We start from the raw sequence: 16,021 nt of genomic DNA, 5'->3' as shown, positions 1-16,021 counted from the left end.
AAAGGAAAGTGATATAAGTGAATTTGCTTACTATGGATCAATGAATGACGCATAAATCGACAATGGAAATGACATTCTTAAAGTGTAGTGCGGTTTTGGCTAAAATTATAGGTGGCATTGTTAGAAGTGATGACGTTGAGGATATTGTCCAAGAAACTTTTATCAAGAGTTATGAAGCTGGTCTCAAACAAGAAATAAAGTTTGAGCGAACGTACATGCTAAAAACCGCTAGAAATCTGGCGCTAAATCATATTTCCAGGGCCAGTGAACGTAAAAATCAGTCATTGGATGGTATGAAGAGTTTACCTAATGATTTAACCAGTAAAAGTTTAGAAAGCCAGATCGAAAGTAAAGAGCGCTTCTTAAATTTTTGCAGAGCTACAGATACCTTATCAGTAGAAGTTAAGCGGGTGTTTTTATTGAAAAAAGTTTATGCCATGAGTCAGAAGGATATCGCTAGATATATTGGCTTAAGTGAAAGCACAGTTGAAAAACATGTGGCTAAAGGTTTGTTGCAATGTTCCTTATATTTGCAGCAATTATCCAATTCAGATGTAGAAAAAGCTGCTACTGTAGTTAAACACAATGAAGCAGTCAATAAATGAATAACATCCGAGCATTTAGTAACAAGCAAGATATCCAACAACAAGCCTGTGAATGGATCAGCCGATTTGACCGTGGTTTAAGTGAGACCGAGGAACTGGCCTTTGCTGAATGGGTAAACATCAGTAAAACTCATAGACAATGCCTATTTGAATTCGCCCAAACATGGGACGAGTTAAGCGTATTAAATGAATTAAATACTTTATTTCCGTTACGAGATAGTCACCACAGACAAACCAATACTTTTAGTAAAAGAACCAATATGAATATTGCCGCAAGCCTAGCGTTTGTATTGATAAGTTGTTTCGCCTGGTTAGTTAACACCCAACTTATGTCCTCTATGGATGATCCATCTTTGGTAGTGCTTGAGGCTGAAACAAATGTAGGTGAACACCGAGAGTTATCCTTGGCAGACGGATCAGTGATCCATTTAAATACTAATAGCCAGGTGTCGATTGATTTTTCTGATACCCATAGAGATATTCATCTTATTCGTGGTGAAGCTCACTTTGATGTTGCCCATGATGAACAAAGACCATTTATTGTTACAGCGGGAGATAATACTGTAACAGCAGTAGGCACCGCTTTTAACGTACAAATCACTAACCCCCACGAATTAGAACTGTTAGTAACCGATGGTAAAGTATTAGTCAAAAACCAACAGGAAATTAATTCTATTCCTACCATTGCCGAATCATTACACCCACTCGATGGTAATGGGGAGTTAATTGTAGCGGGACAAAAAGCGCTGATTAACCAGCAATCTATACAACAACAGACCTTATCGAATGAACAAGTTCAGAGTGATTTAGCTTGGCAACAAGGTATGTTGGTATTCCATGGTGAACCTTTAGCCGAAGCATTACAGGAAATAAGCCGTTATACATCCATAACTTTTACTTTAGCCGATGAACAAGTAAAACAAAGGCGTGTTGCAGGATATTTTAAAGCAGGGGATATTCAAGGATTATTGTTTGCCCTTGAAAACAACTTTAATATTGTTTATTCAAAACGTGATAACCAAACGATAGTATTGTCGTCGGGTTCTTAGTTCATGATTAATTAAATATCAAGATGCCAAATTTGCTATATTTTGGCCGTATTCTAAATGAGATCAACGTGCTAGACTGCAAAATTGAATTGTGGTCAGTTTCTTCTGTGCTCTTATATGCGTTTATTCGTTTTAATAATAATTGTAATTTCATATCAGGCGATTGCCAATAATAAGTATCAATTTGATATCCCACCTCTAACGGCAGATAAATCTCTTATCTTGTTTGCCCAACAAGCCAATACCACGCTTTTATTTCCTATTGAACTTGCAGAAAAAGAAATTACTAACAGTTTAAGTGGTTATTACACTATTGAATTAGCATTAGTAAAACTATTGGAAGGCACTGCTCTATATCCTGTTAAAGATAAAAAGGGGCTGAGCGTAAAAACGATAATGCAAGTTGATCCAAGCAATTTACAGGATTTAGCAAACTCGGATATAACAGATGATATCTTTTACTTAAATGGCATGGAGAAAATTGCAGTAGTAGGAACCAGGTCTGCACCCCGTTCGGTAATTGACTCACCCGTTCCTCTGGACATAATAGGTGTCGCTGAATTTACCCAACAGGGATCAACAGATATCACTTCTATGTTATCAACTTTGGTGCCTTCTTTTAATGTTAATGACCAACCAATAAATGATGCCTCTAGTTTAGTACGACCCGCTAATCTAAGAGGTATGGCTTCTGACCATACCTTGATTTTGGTAAACGGTAAAAGACGACATAGATCCTCTGCTATTACCTTTTTAGGGGGGAGTTTATCGGATGGTGCGCAAGGTGTTGACATATCAAATATTCCGGCATCATCTCTACAACAAATTGAGGTGCTTCGTGATGGTGCAGCCGCACAATATGGTTCTGATGCCATAGCAGGTGTGATTAATTTTGTGCTTAATGATAATAACCAAGGTGGCATGTTTGAGGCTAGGATAGGCCAATTCGGTGAAGGTGACGGTGAATTAGTACAAATTCAGGGTAACTTAGGTTTTGCCATCGAAGAACAAGGATTTGTAAACATCAGTACTGAATATAAGCAACAAAATGAAACCAATAGGAGTGTTCAAAGAGCAGACGCCTTGGAACTGATTAATTCAGGTAATGATGGGGTTGCTGACCCAGCGCAAGTATGGGGTAGTCCTAAAGTAAACTATGCGCTTAAGTTTTTAATTAATATGGGTTACGAGTTTGATTCCGCCATCGAACTTTATTCTTTTACGAATTTAGCTCAAAGGAAAATCCAAGGTGGCTTTTATTATCGCAATCCACAAACTCGAGACGGTGTATTTAAAGGCAGCCCAGATGAAAATGGTATAACCACATTATTGGTTGCTGACCTAGACGGCATTGAACAAGGGGTTAGTTGCCCGCAAGTGTTAATAACCGATAATAATGTATTAGATGATAGCGATTATTTGCTAATTGCTGATAATTCAACGGCAATAGGACAAAATTGTTTCTCGTTTAATGAAATATTACCCGGTGGTTTTACGCCTCAATTTGGCGGCACAATTAGCGACGTATCATGGGCGTTAGGAATTAAGGGGAAAACAACATCCGAGTGGGATTACGATCTGAGTATCGGTTTAGGTTATTCTGAAATTGATTACTCGGTAAGTAACACCGTTAATCCATCACTAGGTCCAAATACACCTTTTTCTTTTAATCCGGGATTAGCTAGCCAATTAGAAAAAAATATTAATCTAGATTTATTCAAACAATTTAACATAGATGAAGAGTATCAAATCAATTTTGCCACAGGTCTCGAATGGAGAAGGGAAAGTTATCGTCAAAAAGCAGGAGACTTAGAATCTTATGTAGTAGGTGATTTAGCTTTCGATCCAAGTACGGGATTGACTCAAGGATTTGGCGTTGGGTCTAATGGTTTTCCAGGATACAACCCCCAATCAGCAGGGAAGTGGAGTAGGGGGAATTGGGCCATTTATGGTGATTTCGAAATACATATGAGTGATGCCTTTTTATTTGGTGTAGCCGCTCGATATGAGAACTTTAGTGATTTTGGTTCGACTCTTGACGGTAAAGTGTCTGCACGCATGATATTGAATGACTCACTGACATTACGAGGATCCCTGAGTACTGGATTTAAAGCCCCTACTGTAGGGCAAAGTAATGTTGTTAATGTGACCACAGCATTTTCACCCGATGGATTGGAGGATCAGGCGACATTACCACCCACTAATGCCATTTCCATCCAACTTGGCGCTACCCCTCTGCGACCTGAAGAATCAATCAATACTAGTTTCGGTTTAGTAGGAGAAATTGATAAACAGCTTTACTTCACATTGGACTACTTCAATATAAAACTTCATGATCGTATCAGTACCACCTCGGCATTAACTTTAACTCAACAGGACATTCAAACTCTAGTAGCAGCGGGGAGCACAGAAGCCATCAGTTATGGTAGCGCAAAATATTTCACTAACGATTTCGATACTAAGACTCAGGGCTTAGATTTGGTCGTAAATTACGAAACCTATCTGTTTAATATTCCAAGCCGCTTAATGTTTACCTACAACTGGACAGATACACAAGTGGATAGAGTGACCTTATATACTAGAACTGGAGTTGACGGCTCGTCTTATTTGGAGTCAAACCTTACCCCACAACGTATACAAATGATTGAAGATAATCTACCTGCCGACCGGGTCAGTTTGTCGATAATCCAAGCGTTTAATAAAATTAGCAGCAATATTCGACTTAATTTTTATGGTGGCTTTTATGAAGACCACTTAGATGCGGCAGCAGGTTTAGATATTTATGCAGGATCAGAATTAACCCTAGATGTAGACTTAAGTTATCAACTCGATGCTAACTTTAAACTATCATTAGGCGCAAAAAACCTCTTTGATAACCGCCCTGATAATAATCCATTCAGTGGTGACGCCGGTGCATTATACCCCGCCACTTCACCAATAGGAATTAATGGTGGATTTTACTATTTAAGGGCAATTTATGAATTTTAAAACCACCACTCATCTTTATTGGTAAGTGGTGGATACTGTAGATTAATTGAATCTTAGGTAATATTAGAAACCGCAGGTTCGTCCTTGGTTTTGCTCGTCTAGCCATTTCTTTAATGGCGCAAAATAATCCAGTATTGCGCTGGCATCCATCTCACCTTTTCCTGTCAAAGTAGTCAATGCTTCTTGCCATGTTTTACTCTTACCCATTTCCAACATGTTGTTTAATGCTTCTCCCGCTTTTTTGCTGCCATAGATAGAGCAACGATGTATGGGATCGGTATTACCCGAGATATCACACAGCGTTTTATGGAATTGGAACTGTAGAATGTGGGCTATAAAATAGCGGGTATAAGGGGTGTTTGCGGGTACATGATATTTAGCGCCAGGGTCGAACGCATCAGGTGCGCGGTCAACGGGTGCCATAACGCCTTGGTATTTTTCTCTTAGCTGCCACCACACCTTGTTATAATCTGCTGGTTTTACCTCGCCTGAAAATACTTTCCAGCGCCACTGATCGACCATTAATCCAAAAGGTACAAAAGCAATTTTATCCAGCGCTAATTTAAGTAACATGCCGATATCATTTGATGCATCAGGAATATTGTCTACTAAACCAATTTCTTTTAAATATTTAGGGGTGATGGATAACGCTACTGTGTCGCCAATTGCTTCATGGAAACCATCGTTGGCTGATTCTCTGTATAATAAAGGCTGATCTTTGTAGGCTCGCTGATAATAGTTATGGCCTAATTCATGGTGGATAACCGCAAACTCTTCGCCCGTTTTCTGAATACACATTTTAATGCGTAAATCATCTTTATCGTCTAAATCCCAGGCAGAGGCATGGCATACTACTTCGCGATCAACGGGTTTAATAAACTGCGAACGTTCCCAGAAAGTGTCGGGTAACGGGTCAAAACCCAAAGAAGAAAAGAAAGATTCAGCCTGCTTAACCATTTTAATTTCATCATAGTTGTGAGTGGCTAATGCTTGAGTTACATCAATGACCTCTAACGCTTGTTTAGGTTTTACTATGTCATAAATATTACCCCATGACTGTGCCCACATATTACCTAATAAGTGCGCAGGTATGGGTTGGTCTTGTGGCACTTTATCTGTGCCATATTGATTACCTAACTCGGCTCGAACATGGCAATGCAAAGCGTCGTAAAAAGGTTTGACTTGACCCCATAATCGATCTAATTCAATGGCAAAATCGTCAGCTGGCATATCGTAGCTACCACGCCATAATTCGCTGATATCAGCAAAACCTAATTCCTTGGCACCTTTATTGGCCAAAGCGACTTCCTCTTCATATAATGCTTTCATAGGTGGTGATACGTTGCGCCAGCCTTGCCACATTTCTAGTAATAGTGCTTCATCGCGGCTAGTCGACATAATGTTGCTCATGTCAGTTAATCCCATGCAGTCATTTTCAGTTCGACAATATTTACCGCTACCATACATGCCTTCCAAATCCGAAGTGATTTGTGACAAACGAGCTGATTTTTCTGGGTCTGCAGGTGCTGGTAATACTAAACTATTACGCATTAGATCTAATTTTCTGCGAGTGTCAGAGTCTACTTCTACCTTATTAAAATTAGCCGACTGCTTAGCTAACTTAGAAGATAGACTGCTATGTTTTTCAGAAATATAAGCGGATAAGGCCGCGGTATCTTGATTAATATGCGTCTGATAGACCCAAGCGGCTTGTGATTCAGGTAACTTTAACTTTTGTAAATCTTGTTGTGCCTTTGCAACAAACTGTTTGGCATCTTCACCATTAGGTTTAGCTGTATTTGCAACAGTGCTTGGCTCTTGATTACAGGCTAGTAAAGCGATAGATACGCCTAACATCATCGCGCTCAAAGGGGCATTTAACATGTTTTCCTCTTAGAATTGTTGTTGGATAGGTACTTAAGCTAATTTACCTCAAAATCTCTTATATAAAAGTACAACTGACAAAATAACGGGTAAAACGTCTTGGTCTACAATGGATTAGGATAGATATCATCTTATTGGTGAGTAAGTAGTGGATTTATTCTTTTTATTGTTGGCTATAAAAAGAATTGGCAAGACCCTGTTTTTAATATTGATTTAGTATTTACATCTTGATTACAATTAATATACAAATACATTATTTGTGTTTGTATTAGTTATAGGCAGATAAATGAAAGATAGAAATCATTTAGGCAATATTGGGCTGATTCATCAGGTTAACATTATTGAGAATGGCCTGATTGATATTCCAATGCTACAAGTCTTACAACCAGATGGTTCAGTGCATTCAAAAGCAGACTTGCCTGAAATTACTGAACATTGCGCACTCAAAATCCTGCATACCATGCAATATATTAGGCTTTTAGATGAAAGAATGGTGGCCGCTCAGCGCCAAGGTAGAATAAGTTTTTATCTCGCATGTACCGGTGAGGAAGCCTCAACAATAGGCAGTGCTGCGGCGCTTGAGCCACAAGATATGATTATGTCGCAATATCGTGAACAAGGTGCACTGGCTTACCGAGGTTTTACAACTAAAGAATTTATGGATCAGATGTTCAGCAATCAAAATGAGTTAAATAAAGGTAGGCAAATGCCTATCCATTATGGCTCTAAAGCCCTTAATTTCATGACTATATCTTCTCCATTAGGCACTCAAATCCCCCAGGCTAGTGGTTATGCATATGGTCAAAAAATGGCTGGACTTGATGCGGTAACCATTTGTTATTTTGGTGAGGGCGCGGCTTCAGAAGGTGATTTTCACGCTGGCGTCAATATGGCAGCAGTACTGGATTGTCCGGCCATTTTCTTTTGTAGAAATAACGGCTACGCTATTTCAACTCCTTCTGAAGAGCAATTCGCTGGTGATGGTATAGCTTCTAGAGGCATAGGTTATGGGGTGCGAACTATACGAGTAGATGGAAACGATGTATTAGCGGTTTACTCAGCTACCCAAGCAGCAAGAAAAATTGCCTTAGAACATCAATGCCCAGTGTTAATAGAGGCCATGACCTACAGACTTGCAGCGCACTCAACCTCTGACGATCCAACAGGCTACCGCTCCAAAGATGAAGAAGAGCGTTGGCGGTTAAAAGATCCGGTTCTGCGATTTAAAACATGGATAGATGCCAAAGGTTGGCTTAATAAAGAGCAAAACTTAGAATTTATCGAGCAAACCAGACAAGAAATTTTAAAAGAACTTAAACTTGCTGAACAAGTGCCGATTTGTCCAATAGAGCAAATCATTGAAGATGTTTACGACACACCACCGTGGCACTTAAAAGCACAATTAGCTGAGCTAAAAACACATATCAAGAAGTACCCAGAAGCCTATCCAAAAACGTCAGGGAGGCTATAACATGGCTAAAATGAATATGCTACAGGCTGTGAATAATGCATTAATCACAGCCATGAACGATGACGAAAAAGTCATGGTTTTTGGTGAAGACGTAGGCCATTTTGGTGGAGTGTTTAGAGCAACTAGCAACCTACAACAAACATTCGGCAAAGGGCGCTGCTTCAATACACCTTTGACTGAACAAGGCATAATTGGTTTTGCTACAGGACTTGCTTCACAAGGCTCTGTGCCTGTTGCTGAAATTCAATTTGCCGATTATATCTTTCCAGCCTTTGATCAAATTGTGAACGAAACTGCTAAGTTTAGGTATCGCTCTGGTGGCCAGTTTTCTTGCGGTACATTGACTATTCGCACCCCTTACGGTGGTGGTATTGCCGGTGGTCATTACCATTCTCAGTCACCTGAAGCATTTTTTGCTCATGTACCTGGAATGAAAGTGGTTATCCCGCGAAATCCCTATCAGGCAAAAGGTTTGTTGTTAGCGTCAATTCGTGATGACAATCCTGTTCTGTTTATGGAGCCGAAACGTTTATATCGAGCTTCAGTTGGAGAAGTGCCTGAAGATGATTACCAGTTACCTCTTGGCAAGGCTGATGTTATTAAACTTGGTTCTGATATCACGTTATTGGCATGGGGAGCACAAGTTGAAATTATAGAAAAAGCGGCTGCTATGGCAGAAGAACAGGGGATCTCTTGTGAGGTAATTGATTTACAGAGCATTTTACCTTGGGATATTGAGACAGTATGTAGTTCTGTTGAGAAAACAGGGCGATTATTGATCAATCATGAAGCACCACTAACAGCTGGCTTTGCTAGTGAAATAGCCGCCAGTGTGCAAGAGAAATGTTTCCTTCATCTTGAATCGCCTATATGCCGAGTTTGCGGATTAGATACTCCATATCCCTTGGCTCATGAAAAAGAATATATGCCAGATCACCTAAAAACCTTCGAAGCGATAAAACGCACCGTCAATTTTTAGCGTTATTTAAAGGTTATAAGACTATTTTTAGCTCAATTATAAGGAGCAAACTATGCAAGATTTTATTCTACCGGATATTGGTGAAGGCATTGTGGAATGCGAAGTAGTCAAGTGGTTAGTCGCTGACGGCCAGAACATTATCGAAGACCAACCCGTGGTTGAGGTAATGACTGACAAAGCACTTGTAGAAATTCCTGCCAAGTACAGTGGTGTGGTCACCAAACTTTATTATGCCGAGGGTGATATTGCAAAAGTGCATTCTCCATTGTTTGCTATGCAGATTATTGGTGAAGACGCGCAACAGTCGGCTCCAATGATACAGAATCAAAACAATGCAGCTAAGCCTGAAGATAATAAGTTTACTGCTACTCAAACTCATATGGATAGGGTTAAACCAGAGTCAGGAAAAGCATTAGCTAGCCCTGCGGTTAGACGCTTAGCCAGAGAATTAGACATTGATTTGTCCAAGATAGCCGGCAGCGGAGACAAAGGCCGAGTATTAAAAGATGATCTTAGTGCAAGCTCATCACCAATCGATCAATCTGCAGCTATCATTCCAGTGACAACAGGCGGAAAACGAGTAGAGCCTATTCGTGGCATACAGGCCGCAATGGCAAAACATATGATGCATTCAGTTTTCACAGTGCCACATTTTAGTGTCAGTGAAGAAATTGAAATGGATAACCTGATGCAGGCTAGAGCGCAACTCAAAGCGTCTTTTGAGAAAGAAGGCGTTAAACTCAGCTTTATGCCATTTTTCATCAAAGCGATGTCATTGGCATTGGAAAAATTTCCAATAGTTAACAGCCAAGTTAATGCTGATTGTTCAGAAGTGACTTATTTTGAGGATCATAATATAGGTTTAGCAGTTGACTCTAAGGTTGGTTTAGTCGTTCCCAATATTAAAGGAGTGCAGCATTTGACCTTAATGGAAGTCGCTAAGAAAACTAACGAATTAGTAGACTTAGGCCGTCAAGGAAGGTTAAGTAGTGCTGATCTCAAAGGTGGTACTATCAGCATTTCTAATATTGGTGTACTAGGTGGTACTGTCGCCACACCGGTTATTAATGCACCTGAATCAGCCATTGTGGCTCTTGGTAAAATTCAGCGACTACCAAGATTTGATGAAAATGACGCAGTGAAAGCGGTTAATATCATGCACGTGAGTTGGTCGGGAGATCATAGAATTATTGACGGCGCGACTATGGTGAGATTTAACAACCTTTGGAAATCTTACTTGGAAAATCCCATCACTATGTTAGCTATGACTAGATAAGCTATAAATTTTATTTCAAACCCGCTAACAGCGGGTTTATTTTTGCTTTAGAATTAACAGCATCATTTTTAGTAACCCCATTTATGAAGGAATTCACTATTGTTAAGTTATCGACATAGTTTTCATGCAGGTAATCATGGAGATGTCTTAAAACATCTTTGTCAGATGTTGCTTATCGACAAGCTTAAAAGCAAAGATAAAGGGTTTTGTTATTTTGATACCCACAGTGGTGCAGGGGTGTATCAGCTGAATTCTGAAGAATCCCTTAAAACCAACGAATTTAAACAAGGAATTGACCGCCTGACAGGGCATTCAGTACAAAATAAAACGATTAACAACTATTTGTCTTTAGTCAGCGCCTATAGAGAATTTAATCAATATCCAGGTTCACCAGAAATCGCTAAATCTATGTTACGTCCACAGGACAAGATAATACTGATGGAATGGCACAATCAGGAAATACAGAATTTAAAAAGTAATATGGGTGGTAAAAATATCGCTATTCATCATAGAGATGGATATGAAGGTTTATTAGCCTTAACACCACCAGATATGCAGCGAGGTATAGTACTGATCGATCCTTCTTATGAGGTCGCTAGTGAGTATCAACAAGTTGTTGATACTGTTGTCGCTGCCTATAAAAAATGGAATTCAGCAATTTATGCGATTTGGTATCCATTAATAAGTGATAGGAAAACCTCGGATTCAACTTTTGACAGCAGCACCAGTAAGAAAGGTAAAAGTGAGACTATGCTAGAAAACCTCACTCAGCACTCGTTTAAGAATATGCTTAAAATTGAGTTATGCGTAACCGGTGCCAATCAGGCTGGAGGCATGTATGGCTCTGGCATGGCTATTATTAATGCTCCTTGGCAGTTAGATAAGCAAATAAGAGAAAGTTTACAGGAGTTGACACCATTAATGGCACAGAATGATAGCGCGTCATTCACAGTTGATTGGTTAATTGAGGAATAATTGGCAACCCTGTGATGCTGACACCTGCAAATATTAAACATTTTTATATCCCCGATGAACAGTCTATTTATCTGCTGTCCCATAAAGATGCCAAAAAGCTAAAAGACTGGTTTAAGTTGTGTACCGAGCAACTGCAACTACTGGGTTATCAAGATATTGAATTGATTGGCAAAGGAGCCTTTGGTTTTGCTTTCGCGGGAACAGTTACAAAAAAAAATGCTTCTCAAAATAGTACTTTGCGTGAGCAGCAGGTGTTTAAATTTTCTAGAATAAATTTACCTCAACACGTTCAAGACCGATTAGAAGAAGAAGCTTATATGTTGAGCTTGGTCAATCACCCCTATGTACCTAGACTAATTGAATATCAGAAGATCAAAAAACAATCTATTTTAGTTATGGACAGGGCCAAAGGTGCAGATTTAGAGAAAATATCTCTTAAATACGGCCCATTGTCGGTACGCCTAGTGATTAAAATAGCCGCACAACTGGCGGATATATTATTGTATTTACGCGGGCATCAACAACAAGGTCAAAGTAAACCAATAGTACATGGGGATATTAAACCATCAAATATAGTTTTTGATGAAATAAGCGAACAAGTTGGGCTGATAGATTGGGGGTCATCTGTTTTTGCGCAAATTGACCATCAAGGACAGTTTGTTGGTAATAATGTAATGGATTTAATGTCTAGTGACATGCAACAAACTAATGCTCGCCTAGGAGATGTCTATTTTATTGGTGAAGAACAATTAAACGGTGGTTTATCTTCGGTTCGCTTTGATGAACAAGGATTAGCAAGTACGCTGTATGCCTTGGCATCAGGTCAATCTAGTCGTTTTGGGCATAAAGTTATCACCCCAAATTCCATTGGTTTACCTCAAGAACTTGCCAAGACGTTAACCGCAATGATGAGTGACTCTCCAAAGTTGCGTGAACAAGGAGGGGATTATTTTATTCATAATATGCAATACATGAAAAATGTAGTGTTGAATGAAAAGATAGAGCATGCACATGTGTCGTTGATCCCCTGTAGAGTAAGTCCCTTTGAAAAAGAAATTGATACTGTAGTTTACAGTTCTCGAAAGTCATTTTTAAGGATTGAGGTTTACCAAGCAGAACAAGATCTTAGATTAATCGATGACGCGCAATTTGAGCGTTATTATAAAAACTATATGCAGGGCATGGGCGATACTGAAAAAGCTTTCGTGGCTGCGGTCAGTCGCTTAGGTAAGTATCCTGTTGTAGGTGGTCTAGCGGTAAGGTGGGAAGCAAGCGGGGTATATATAGATTCTAACCTGAATTTGTATGATGTAACCCTGATTAAATCTTTTGAAGCGTCTCTTAATAATGTTGTATATTTCGCTAGGGCAATTAATCGAATCGGTGTTTTTAAGTGCTGTATGTTTAATGCTCGAGATACATTACATGTTGAACGAAGTGATGAAGACAAACCATTTATGCCAGATAAAAGTATGCAAATTCCCTATGAATTGAGTGCGGTTTCACTCACTGAGCACGACAGTCGTATGCATTCTTATTTTGAAGATGGTGATGATCCTGACGAATTATTAACGCTTCCTAAACAATTAATGGCAGTGATCAGGCAATTAAACAGTATCCATCATACCGGCTGTATCATATTTGAATCTTTACCTACACACCTTAAAATACATAGTGATTACAAGTTACTTAACCATGGTTTGGAATTAGAGTTTAAGAGTTTATTAAAAGATGTGATTGATCTTATTCCAACTATTAAAGGGCTTGGGATCTCAGGCTTTATGAAGTTACCATTTAAAGACACCAGATTTTTTACCCATCAAGGTCAATTACCTGATAAGTTTTACCCTAAAGATCCTTATCAACTTACTTAGGGTAAGATCCCATAGTGTACTGAATAGACTGAGAACTTATGTCAGAAGTAAAATTAGTAGAATTATTAACCTTAGACAAACTTGAAGAAGGCTTATTTCGTGGTCAAAGTTGGGATTTAGGTTTCCGAGCGTTATTTGGTGGTCAAGTATTAGGTCAAGCGCTTGCCGCCGCTCAGCTCACCTTACCAGAAGGTCGTATCTGCCATTCATTTCATAGCTATTTTTTGCTTCCGGGCGATGCTAATAAGCCAGTTGTGTTTGATGTCGAAAACGTGCGTGATGGTCGCAGCTTTTCAACTAGAAGAGTGATAGCCATTCAAAATGGTAGAAACATATTTTACATGACCGCTTCTTTTCAAACGCCTGAGAAGGGGCTAGATCACCAATATGCCGATATGCCCGATGTGCCGCAACCGGAGGATATTAAATCCGATATCCAAGCCTTTGGTAACAATCAAGCTATGTCAGATAGAATGTGTGAAAGTGCTGGGTATCACAAACCTATTGATATGCGCACCGTTGATTTTGTTGATCCTGATAAAGTCATAGTGCAACAACCCAAACGTTACATTTGGATGAAGGCACAAGAAGCATTATTTGGCAATATTAACCTTAACCAAGTGATGTTGGCTTATGCATCAGATTATCATTTTTTATCAACTGCACTTCACCCTCATGGTGTGTCGACTAGCGATAAAAACCTGATCATGGCAACTATTGACCATTCGATGTGGTTTCATCATCCATTCGATTTTGACGAATGGTTATTATATTGTGCTGAAAGTCCCTTTTCTGGCGGTGCCAGAGGTTTAGTGAGAGGGCAGTTTTTTAATCGACAAGGCAAATTGGTCGCTTCAACAATGCAAGAAGGCCTAATGCGTAAAATAGGAGATAAGTAATGATTTACTCTTTGGGTGATGATCATGTTCAATTAGCAGAGGGAGTATTTGTCGCCCCTGGTGCCCACGTCATAGGTAAAGTCGTGATGAAAACCAATAGCAGTGTTTGGTTTAATACTGTGGTGCGGGGCGACTGTGATGTCATTACAATTGGCGAAGATAGTAATGTGCAAGATGGAGCAGTGTTACATACTGATTTTGGTGTGCCTCTAACCATAGGCAAAGGCGTTACCATTGGTCATAAAGTCATGTTGCATGGTTGTGAAATAGGCGATTACAGTTTAATTGGGATCAACAGTGTGGTGTTGAACGGTGCAATAATTGGTAAGTATTGTGTAATAGGCGCTAACAGTTTGATTACTGAAAACATGCAGATACCTGATGGTTCATTAGTTATGGGATCACCTGCTAAGGTCATTAAACCAATCCCTGAACAGCAACAAAAGATGCTCGAACAATCAGCGGAACACTATGTTAAAAATGCTAAACGATTCTCTTCAGAATTAAAGCTATGTTAGGTTGACTTGGGCCCAGACAAAAAAATGCCCGAAACTATTACTAGTTCGGGCTTAGGGGAATGGCTTTGTTAGAGCCGTGCGCTAAGTATAAATTCTTACACCTCTAAACAAACAATCATGAGGTTTGACTAATAACTATAGACCAAGCCTGAACAAAAAATGAATAATTTTCAAATTCATTTCAATCATCAATGAAAAACAATATCTTATGGCGCTTTGTGAGCAGTCTTAAGTATTAAAAGTTAATTCGATATTCAAGCTAAGAATGCATTGAGGTATAAGTATTTATCTTACCTATGCTCGGTATGCTTGTCTTGAAGCAAAGCGTTAATCCTGTAAAAATTACATTATAAATTAGCAAAGTTTTGGAGTACTTAATGTCGCAGTCATTTTCATCGTTTATACCACCTACACGTGTACTAATGGGCCCTGGCCCTTCTGATGTATATCCTCAAGTTCTCGAAGCTTTGTCTAGACCGACTATTGGTCATTTGGACCCAAAATTTGTCGATTTAATGGATGAAGTCAAACAGTTATTACAATACGCATTTCAAACCAACAATGCGTTAACTATGCCAATATCAGCACCAGGTTCAGCCGGTATGGAGGCTGTGTTTGTTAATTTAGTTGAGCCTGGCGATAAGGTTATTGTTTGTCAAAATGGTGTGTTTGGTGGCCGTATGCAGCAAAATGTTCAGCGCTGCGGTGGCCAAGCGATTATGGTGCAAGATGAATGGGGGAAACCTACAGATCTTAATAAAGTCAGGGAAGCTCTGCAGGCTAATCCCGATGCTAAAGCATTGGCTTTTGTTCATGCTGAAACTTCGACTGGTGTCTTAAATGATGCTAAGGCGTTGTGTCAAATAGCCAAAGAATTCGATTGTTTGAGCATAGTTGATGCAGTGACATCGTTAGGAGGTAGCGAGTTAAAAGTGGATGATTGGCATATAGATGCGATTTATTCTGGTACCCAAAAATGTTTATCATGTGTTCCAGGCTTGTCTCCTGTGTCTTTTAGTGAAAAGGCTATCGAAGTAATTAAACACCGTAAACACCCTGTGCAAAGTTGGTTTTTAGATATGGATCTAGTAATGGGCTATTGGGGAAAAGGGACGAAACGCGCTTATCACCATACCGCGCCAGTTAACAGTATATATGCGCTACACGAATCACTGCTAATATTGCAACAAGAAGGCCTAGAACATGCATGGGCTAGACACCATCAAAACCACCTTAGTTTAAAGTCAGGGTTAGATAAACTGGGATTGGAGTTGGTTGTTGAACAGAAATATCGTTTGCCACAATTAAATACTGTACGTATTCCTAACGGTGTTGATGATGGACAAGTTCGTAGTAGATTGCTAAATGAATTTAATCTGGAAATAGGCGCGGGCTTAGGAACATTGGCTGGCAAGGTATGGCGAATTGGTTTAATGGGTTGTGGTTCAAGCCAAAAGAATGTCGATTATTGCCTTTCTAGTCTAGAAGCGGTACTTGGCTAAA

At 39.5% G+C, this 16,021-nt stretch carries 12 protein-coding genes; 11 read left to right on the top strand and 1 reads right to left on the bottom strand.

Annotated elements, in window-relative coordinates; genetic code table 11:
* Window positions 1–44 precede the first annotated feature (44 nt).
* The 3 genes from GARC_RS01845 to GARC_RS01835 all read left to right on the top strand — a co-directional run bounded on the left by GARC_RS01845 (window position 45) and on the right by GARC_RS01835 (window position 4,642).
* Window positions 45–605 (top strand): RNA polymerase sigma factor, encoded by a 561-nt coding sequence (locus GARC_RS01845; protein WP_007616132.1) that lies wholly within the window; start codon window positions 45–47, stop codon window positions 603–605.
* On the top strand, window positions 602–1,654 hold the full coding sequence (locus GARC_RS01840; RefSeq protein WP_007616131.1) for a FecR family protein: 1,053 nt from the start codon (window positions 602–604) through the stop codon (window positions 1,652–1,654). Before GARC_RS01845 ends, GARC_RS01840 begins: the two co-directional genes overlap by 4 nt.
* Window positions 1,655–1,771: 117 nt before the next feature.
* Window positions 1,772–4,642 carry a TonB-dependent receptor plug domain-containing protein gene (locus tag GARC_RS01835; RefSeq protein WP_007616130.1) on the top strand — a complete coding sequence of 957 codons (2,871 nt, stop codon included), beginning with the start codon at window positions 1,772–1,774 and terminating at the stop codon, window positions 4,640–4,642.
* A 63-nt stretch (window positions 4,643–4,705) separates the two neighbouring features.
* Here the strand turns inward: GARC_RS01835 and GARC_RS01830 are convergent, their stop codons facing one another.
* Complete coding sequence (locus tag GARC_RS01830; protein ID WP_007616129.1) at window positions 4,706–6,526, bottom strand: M2 family metallopeptidase; 1,821 nt, start codon at window positions 6,524–6,526, stop codon at window positions 4,706–4,708.
* 286 nt (window positions 6,527–6,812) lie between these two features.
* On the opposite strand from GARC_RS01830, the gene GARC_RS01825 reads away from it, so the two are divergent.
* The 8 genes from GARC_RS01825 (at window position 6,813) to GARC_RS01790 (ending at window position 16,020) form a co-directional block, all read left to right on the top strand.
* Complete coding sequence (locus GARC_RS01825; RefSeq protein ID WP_007616128.1) at window positions 6,813–7,997, top strand: thiamine pyrophosphate-dependent dehydrogenase E1 component subunit alpha; 1,185 nt, start codon at window positions 6,813–6,815, stop codon at window positions 7,995–7,997.
* Between the two features lies 1 nt (window position 7,998).
* Entirely contained in the window at window positions 7,999–8,976 is a 978-nt protein-coding gene (locus GARC_RS01820; protein WP_007616127.1) for an alpha-ketoacid dehydrogenase subunit beta, read from the top strand.
* Window positions 8,977–9,028: 52 nt separating this feature from the next.
* Window positions 9,029–10,252 (top strand): 2-oxo acid dehydrogenase subunit E2, encoded by a 1,224-nt coding sequence (locus GARC_RS01815; protein WP_007616126.1) that lies wholly within the window; start codon window positions 9,029–9,031, stop codon window positions 10,250–10,252.
* A gap of 99 nt (window positions 10,253–10,351) precedes the next feature.
* Entirely contained in the window at window positions 10,352–11,227 is an 876-nt protein-coding gene (locus GARC_RS01810) for a 23S rRNA (adenine(2030)-N(6))-methyltransferase RlmJ (protein WP_007616125.1), read from the top strand.
* A 14-nt stretch (window positions 11,228–11,241) separates the two neighbouring features.
* Window positions 11,242–13,101: a protein kinase domain-containing protein gene (locus GARC_RS01805; RefSeq protein WP_007616124.1), complete on the top strand. Its 1,860-nt coding sequence runs from the start codon at window positions 11,242–11,244 to the stop codon at window positions 13,099–13,101.
* 38 nt (window positions 13,102–13,139) lie between these two features.
* Window positions 13,140–14,000, top strand: coding sequence for an acyl-CoA thioesterase domain-containing protein (locus GARC_RS01800; protein ID WP_007616123.1), 861 nt, complete (start codon window positions 13,140–13,142; stop codon window positions 13,998–14,000).
* Window positions 14,000–14,518 (top strand): gamma carbonic anhydrase family protein, encoded by a 519-nt coding sequence (locus GARC_RS01795; protein WP_007616122.1) that lies wholly within the window; start codon window positions 14,000–14,002, stop codon window positions 14,516–14,518. The genes GARC_RS01800 and GARC_RS01795 overlap by 1 nt, the downstream gene beginning before the upstream one ends.
* A 377-nt stretch (window positions 14,519–14,895) precedes the next feature.
* Complete coding sequence (locus GARC_RS01790; protein WP_007616121.1) at window positions 14,896–16,020, top strand: pyridoxal-phosphate-dependent aminotransferase family protein; 1,125 nt, start codon at window positions 14,896–14,898, stop codon at window positions 16,018–16,020.
* The last annotated feature ends 1 nt before the right edge of the window (window position 16,021 follow it).

Source organism: Paraglaciecola arctica BSs20135, from assembly GCF_000314995.1.
Lineage (GTDB): Bacteria > Pseudomonadota > Gammaproteobacteria > Enterobacterales > Alteromonadaceae > Paraglaciecola > Paraglaciecola arctica.
Note: the sequence above shows the minus strand (reverse complement) of the source record. Positions and strands in the feature narration are given on the sequence as shown.

Excerpts from the sequence above, each read along its gene's own strand:
- GARC_RS01845 (WP_007616132.1), top strand. The coding sequence starts at position 45 with ATGACGCATAAATCGACAATGGAAATGACATTCTTAAAGTGTAGTGCG.
- GARC_RS01790 (WP_007616121.1), top strand. The coding sequence starts at position 14,896 with ATGTCGCAGTCATTTTCATCGTTTATACCACCTACACGTGTACTAATG.
- GARC_RS01825 (WP_007616128.1), top strand. The coding sequence starts at position 6,813 with ATGAAAGATAGAAATCATTTAGGCAATATTGGGCTGATTCATCAGGTT.
- GARC_RS01795 (WP_007616122.1), top strand. The coding sequence starts at position 14,000 with ATGATTTACTCTTTGGGTGATGATCATGTTCAATTAGCAGAGGGAGTA.
- GARC_RS01805 (WP_007616124.1), top strand. The coding sequence starts at position 11,242 with ATGCTGACACCTGCAAATATTAAACATTTTTATATCCCCGATGAACAG.
- GARC_RS01800 (WP_007616123.1), top strand. The coding sequence starts at position 13,140 with ATGTCAGAAGTAAAATTAGTAGAATTATTAACCTTAGACAAACTTGAA.
- GARC_RS01835 (WP_007616130.1), top strand. The coding sequence starts at position 1,772 with ATGCGTTTATTCGTTTTAATAATAATTGTAATTTCATATCAGGCGATT.
- GARC_RS01820 (WP_007616127.1), top strand. The coding sequence starts at position 7,999 with ATGGCTAAAATGAATATGCTACAGGCTGTGAATAATGCATTAATCACA.
- GARC_RS01815 (WP_007616126.1), top strand. The coding sequence starts at position 9,029 with ATGCAAGATTTTATTCTACCGGATATTGGTGAAGGCATTGTGGAATGC.
- GARC_RS01840 (WP_007616131.1), top strand. The coding sequence starts at position 602 with ATGAATAACATCCGAGCATTTAGTAACAAGCAAGATATCCAACAACAA.
- GARC_RS01830 (WP_007616129.1), bottom strand. The coding sequence starts at position 6,526 with ATGTTAAATGCCCCTTTGAGCGCGATGATGTTAGGCGTATCTATCGCT.